Annotated in this window: 4 protein-coding genes; 3 read left to right on the top strand and 1 reads right to left on the bottom strand. The window is 60.8% G+C overall.

Features of this window, described 5'->3' with window-relative positions:
* The first annotated feature begins 342 nt into the window (after positions 1–342).
* The 3 genes from NW827_RS05465 to NW827_RS05455 all read left to right on the top strand — a co-directional run bounded on the left by NW827_RS05465 (position 343) and on the right by NW827_RS05455 (position 3,171).
* Positions 343–1,797: a carotenoid oxygenase family protein gene (locus NW827_RS05465; protein ID WP_414503428.1), complete on the top strand. Its 1,455-nt coding sequence runs from the start codon at positions 343–345 to the stop codon at positions 1,795–1,797.
* Positions 1,798–2,054: 257 nt separating this feature from the next.
* Complete coding sequence (locus NW827_RS05460) at positions 2,055–2,876, top strand: hypothetical protein (RefSeq protein WP_414503427.1); 822 nt, start codon at positions 2,055–2,057, stop codon at positions 2,874–2,876.
* Positions 2,877–2,886: 10 nt separating this feature from the next.
* The gene (locus NW827_RS05455; RefSeq protein WP_414362021.1) at positions 2,887–3,171 is read left to right on the top strand and encodes a hypothetical protein; all 285 of its coding nucleotides are present in this window, start codon (positions 2,887–2,889) and stop codon (positions 3,169–3,171) included.
* A gap of 43 nt (positions 3,172–3,214) precedes the next feature.
* Here NW827_RS05455 and NW827_RS05450 read toward each other — a convergent pair.
* Positions 3,215–5,899 (bottom strand): translocation/assembly module TamB domain-containing protein (locus NW827_RS05450; RefSeq protein WP_414503426.1); only part of this gene is annotated, 2,685 nt, incomplete at its 5' end.

The raw sequence follows: 5,899 nt of genomic DNA, 5'->3' as shown, positions 1-5,899 counted from the left end.
AGCAAGGCAAGCGTTGTACAGGTAGCAGTGCAAACGGCGAGCAGACAACAAGGCCCGCTCTTGGGTTTTGTTAGGGTACAGCCGAAAGGTCTGCCGCCTGGTTACCCGTCCAGAACTAAGTCGAGCCTGGAGTATTTCTAACCTTGGTTCGAGTGTTGAGACAACGGTTCAGCAAAGCTATTGAGGAAGGGCCAAGCTCTGGCACGATTCCAACTTGTGGCGGTGCACCTCTAGATACCTCCAGAACTAACCAGGGGGTGCTCTCCATCCCCACCCGGGTGGGGAAGTCCGCACGTCTAGTGAAGTTAAGTAACAATAGAAGGCGTTGCTTGCCGATTTCCCATGGTCAGTGTCGCCTCCCCTTCCTATAGCCTTGCCGACTGGCGGTTGGGCTACCGCTCTCTGCGCCAGGAGTACACCTACTGGGTAACAGAGATCGAGGGGCAGATCCCTCCAAGACTTCAGGGAACCCTGTTTCGCAACGGACCAGGCAAGCTGGAAGCAGGATCCCAGCGCTACGGCCATCCCTTCGATGGCGACGGCATGGTCTGTGCCATCACCTTGGTGGATGGGCGGGTGCATTTCCGCAACCGGTTTGTGCGCACGCCGGAGTTTGAGGCAGAGGAGAAAGCTGGTCGAGTTCTCTACCGCGGCGTGTTTGGTACCCAGAAGCCAGGGGGCTGGTGGGCCAATTTTCTCGACTTGCGCTTCAAAAATCCTGCCAACACTAACGTCATTTACCACGGCGGCAAGCTGCTCGCCCTTTGGGAAGCCAGAGCCCCCTACCGCTTGAACCCGGCCAGCTTGGCTACCGAGGGGATTGAAACCTTTAGCGGTGCCCTTGCTCCCCATCAGCCGTTTACAGCCCATCCCCGCCGCAATCCAGAAACAGGAGATCTCCTAGCCTTTGGGGTGCAGACGGGCCCCTCTTCTACGCTGCTGTTTTACCGCATTGATGCCCAAGGGCGGCTGGTGGAAAAGTGGGACTACTGCTTGCCAGGTTTTGCCTTTTTGCACGACTTTGTCTGGACCCCCCGCCACTGGATCTTTTTCCAAAATCCTGTGACCTTCAACCCCTTGCCCTACATGCTGGGTCTGCAGCCAGCTGGCACCTGTCTGACCCTTAAGAAAGAAAAACCCACCCTTATCTGGCTATTTCCCCCCAAGGGAGAACCGCTGCAACTGGAAACGGAGCCGGGGTTTGTCTTTCACTTTGTCAACGGCTACGAGGTGGGGGAGAAGGTTCTGGTCGATGCCGTCCTCTACGAGACCTACCCTGCCCTGGCGCCAGGAGCTGACTACCTACAGATTGACTTTGCCCAGGTGCCGGCGGGCAAGCTGTGGCGGTTTGAGCTGGATCCCAAAGAGGGCAAAGTCAAGCGGGAGCTGCTTCTGGATCGCTCGGTGGAGTTTCCCGCTATCCATCCGGCTCGTATTGGCCAACCCCACCGCTACATCTACGTTGGGGCTACCCATGCTCCCGGCCCCAATGCACCCCTGCAGGCCATTCTCAAGCTGGATACGGCAACAGGTTGCAGCGAGCAATACAGTTTTGCCCCCCGCGGCTTTGTTGGAGAGCCGGTGTTCATCCCCGATCCGGAAAACTCTGCGGAAGAAGCCGGCTGGATTGCAACTGTGGTCTTTGATGCAGCCAGCCAGCGCTCGCAGGTGGTAATCCTAGAAGCTGCTCATCTGGCAGCCGGCCCAGTGGCGCGGATCCCCTTACGGCACCACCTTCCCTATGGCCTTCACGGCAGTTTTACCCCTTGCCTTTGGGCAGATCCAGACAGGGGATAGAGCAACCTGTCCGCGCCAGCAGGCAAGAGGCTATGATGTACTTGCCAGACCGGAAAGCAGGATTCTCCACTGGCGGGAGGCCGTCAAATGTTGGCTTTGAAACCTCCCCCTCATAACCCAGTCCGGGTGCCGAGCCAAAGGACTCCTTGGGAGCAGAGCTAGCGGTTGGCGTTGGCAAGCTGTTGGTCTCAAAGGGTGGGGTAGCCCCTGCCTTTTCCAAGTCGGGTGTTGCTGCCACTTCGGGAGGAAAAACAACGGTGATAAGAAAGCGTCCTTGCCTAGAGCCCATCCCTCCCCCAGGGGAAGTGATGCAGTATCGGGCCATTGGCCTCATTGAGGGTCGGTACATTCCCTCGCCCGAGCGCTTGACGCGGGGGGTTTTGCGCACCTTAGATGGTCTGGACATCAATGCTGTCCTCCTAGGGCGGATGATAAGCCTGGTGCGCAAGCACCTAAAGCCGGAGCGCAACTATCTGTGGGTGGTCTATCCCCGCACCCGCGACAAAGGCCAAAATCTCCATGTCCAGTTGATGGGAGTCTGGGCCCCAGAGGAAATGGGGCAAACCCTCCCCGAGGGATCCTGCCCGACAGTGGTGCCGGACTGGTTTTCCATTCGGGGCGAAGTTGTCTTTCAATCCCAAGAGAGGGGCTTTATCATCGTTAAAATTCGCCGCTCCTCTTCCGTTCCTCCTTTGCCATTTGCCAGCTCCAGTCAACAGCCAGTCGCCAGTCAAGGGGCGCAGCAGAAGGAAGGCTCTGCCGCACTGGCATTACCCCAAGCTTTTAAGTTACGCCTCCTCGGATCCCTGCCAGGCAAAGGAGTAGGTATCTTCTGGGATCTGCAGGTGCGCCGCCGCGGCTCTCAGCTCTACATAGAGTCGGCAACTCCCATCGGTCCTGTGCCCAAAGAGCGGCCACAGCTACAGCCAAAACGTTCAACTTCTCCTTCTAAACTCAAGAAGAAACCTCCCAGGGCCTCAGGGCGTGGGCAACAGCCATTCCCCAATCGACCTAGCCTGCCGCCGGATCCTGCTAGGGCAGCCAAGCCCTTTAAGCCAACTAAGAAGAAGCGTCCATAGCCTTCCTGCCATGACAGAGTCGAACCCTCCTCCCAGCAAAGATGAATTTATCTCCCCTCGCTACCCCTACTGGGGCGAGGTCAAGCCCCAGAACCTGGTTTTTGATGCCAATTTACAGGAATTCAGCAATAAGGTGTCCCTAATTTGTAGCTTGGAGACGGGAGGCAAGATTACCCCAGAAGAAGCCTACCGCCAAATTAAAGAGCTGTGGAAAAAACTCAAAGAAACCAAAAAAGCTATCCTGGACAATCCCCTGTGGAAGGAGCCTCCCCCCGAGGTGCCACAGGAAGAGTGAGCTAGAACCTTTTGCTCTAGCGCCCCCTAGAGGACAGATCCCGTCAAAATCGGGTCTCAAACTCGATGGCAATGGCGTTGTTGCCCTCGAGGTCAGTGCTGGCGCGGGTGAGGGTTTGCTCGTTGAGGCGATAGCGGGCGCTGTAGCGAGTGGGCTGAAAGGGATCCGTCAGGTTGCGCTGCAGCGAGAGGGAAGTGGCGGGCCCCAGATCGCGGGCCACCTCCAGCGCCAGCCCCACTGCGGAGCGGTTGGGGGCGCGGGTATCGAGCTGGGGAAGGGGTCTAATGCGCACCTCGTCCAGACCTAGCGTGTCCCGCAGCGTATCTAACACATCGTTGAGCAAGGTGGTTCCCGCCAGGCTGGCCACTCCCACTTCGGGGTTGAGGCGGACCAAGGCGGTTCCCCCTAGCAGAGCGACGATCTCTTCGGGGGAGCGGCTGGGGCTGCTGGAAAGGGCCAGAACTCCCTTGCGGGGATCCGCTTCGGCCAGTTGGCTGGCCCGGCCGTTGACAGTGGCAAAGATCTCAATGCTCTGCTGGGATCCCGGCAGGTTGCGGGTGTTGTCGAAGGAGGACAGATCTTGGGGAAAGCGGTACACCTCGAAGACTTGGGTCACTAGGTGCAGGTTTAAGAAAGGATCGAAGGGGTTGTCCAGGTCAAAGGTGGCGGTGTTGGGGCGGGAGCGATCCAGGCGAAAAGTGGCAACGGGCAAGCTGACGCGGCCTCGCTCCAGGGCAATGGTGCCCGCCGGACGTAGATCTTGGGGAGTGCCGAACAGGCGCAAGCTGCCGCTGGCGTAGAATTCAAATAGGTTGGGGCGCTGCACGCGGATCCCAGGCCCCAAGACCAGCTCTAGACCGTTGAGCCGCGGCTGCCAGAAGGGATCCGCCGGAGGCGAGTTTGCAGGAGTTGCCGCCGCTTCCTCTTTTCCAGGACGGGGGCTGACATCTACAACCCCTTGGGAAACCTCTAGGCGCCCCTCGAGCAAAGGCCGCAGCAGCAGGCCGCCCACCGTCACCTCTCCCTCCAAGCGGCCGCTGTAGAGGTTGGGCAGGGTAAGCTGGATCCCTTGCAGTTGCAGCGTCAAGGGTGGCGCGGTCTCGTCCCTCTGCAGGGCGCCGCGGGAGTTGACCGGCAAAAAGCCGTTGGCCAACAGGGATCCGCCGCCCAACTGTCCCCGCAGCTCCCGCACCTCCAATTGGTGGAGGTTAAAGACAATTTGGCCGGTCAGGTCGGTGATGGGCTCCGGCAGGGCGGCCAGTTTGAGGATCCCGGAGCTAAGGCTGAGGTTCCCCTGCAGGCTGGGCTCTTGCAAGGTGCCGCGGATGGTTAGCTCCAGTTGGCTTTGGCCGCCTTCCCAGCGCACCTGGTCGGTGAGGAGGTTGATTAGGCGCAGGCCGCCATTCTCAGCTTGCAGGCTGAGGTCGATCTGATCCGCGGCGGCCTGCACCTCCGCAAAGGGCAGGGTGTAGGGCACCAGGCCGGAAAGGCGGACCGGCTCGTCACCGTTGGCCAGCAGGGCGCCCTCCAGGCGCAGTTGTCCCTGGTGGTAGTCGAATTGCCCCCTCACCTCCCGCAGCGGCACCTGGTTGATCTGGGCGTTCACCACCGTCAGGGAGCCGCGGGCATGGGGATCCCGCAGGTTGCCTGCCAGCTCCACCTCCAGGTTGAGATCCCCTTGGAGTTCCAGCCCAGCGGGCAAGAAGCGATCCAGCAAGGCCAGAGGAAATCCTTGAATTTGCAGGGATCCCGACTGTTTCTCCCAGCCCACCTTGCCGGTGAAAAGGGCTTGGCGTTCCCCACTGCGCAACAGCAGCGGCTGCAGCACTACCGCCCCCTCGACTAGGCTGCCGGTGGCGGTGAGGCTTTCGACAGCAAACTCCTCTGCTTGCCAATTCCGGCCCTCCAGGTGAAAGCTGACGCTGGGCCGGTTGAGGCTGCCAGCCAAGCTGACGCTGGCCTGGAATTCTCCCCGCCAGCTAGTGGGCGGCGGAAGGCGGGGATCCATGCGGCTGGCCAGGGTCTCCAGGTGGGCGGCCAGGATCTGGGCGTAGTATTCTAGCTGCTCCCAGAGGGGATGGTTGGGCAGACCAACCGGATCCGTCCGCAGCACCGCGGCAGGGCCCAAAGGTGGCAGCCGAAAACCGCGGCTGGTGATATCGCTCCACTTCCGCCACTTGAAAGTAGAGATGAGATCTTCCAGGCGGCCCCGGCGGGTGCTGATCTGCAGGTCGATCTGGGGAACGGGAACCGCCGAGGTGGGATCCAGAGAGGTCGTCGGCAGCTCCAGGGTGCCGCTGGCGGTGTAGAGGCTCTCAAAGAGCTCCAGTTGGGCTTGGGCAAGGGTCAGACGAGCGGGGCGGGAGTTGTCTCCAGGGTGGTAAGCGAAATCCACTGCGAGGCCCTGCACCTCGAGGTCGCCCAGCCGCAGCCCCTGGACCGCAGCTTGACCTTGAGCAGCGCCACTGGCTAGGTCAAGCGCCACCTCGCCGTCCAGCCTCCCCTGTAAGCTGGCCCAGGGCCCGGCAGCCAACCCTCCCAGCCAAGCCAGTGGTAAGCGGTTTGCCACCACCTGGAGCCTATCTTGCTGTCGTTGGCCGCGCAGTTCCGCCTCGCCCCGCCGCAGCTCGAACTGCAAGGGCCGAAACTGGGGATCCAACTGCAGCGCTAGCCGCTCCCGCGCCCCCGCTAGCTCCACCGCCGTCCCCTGCCTAGACCAGCTAAAGGG

The organism is Synechococcus sp. H70.1, assembly GCF_047502705.1.
GTDB lineage: Bacteria > Cyanobacteriota > Cyanobacteriia > Thermostichales > Thermostichaceae > Thermostichus.
The sequence above is the reverse complement of the archived record's forward strand: the minus strand, read 5'-3'. Positions and strand labels throughout refer to the sequence as shown.

Coding starts and splice junctions, on each gene's coding strand:
- NW827_RS05465 (WP_414503428.1), top strand. CDS start 343: ATGGTCAGTGTCGCCTCCCCTTCCTATAGCCTTGCCGACTGGCGGTTG.
- NW827_RS05455 (WP_414362021.1), top strand. CDS start 2,887: ATGACAGAGTCGAACCCTCCTCCCAGCAAAGATGAATTTATCTCCCCT.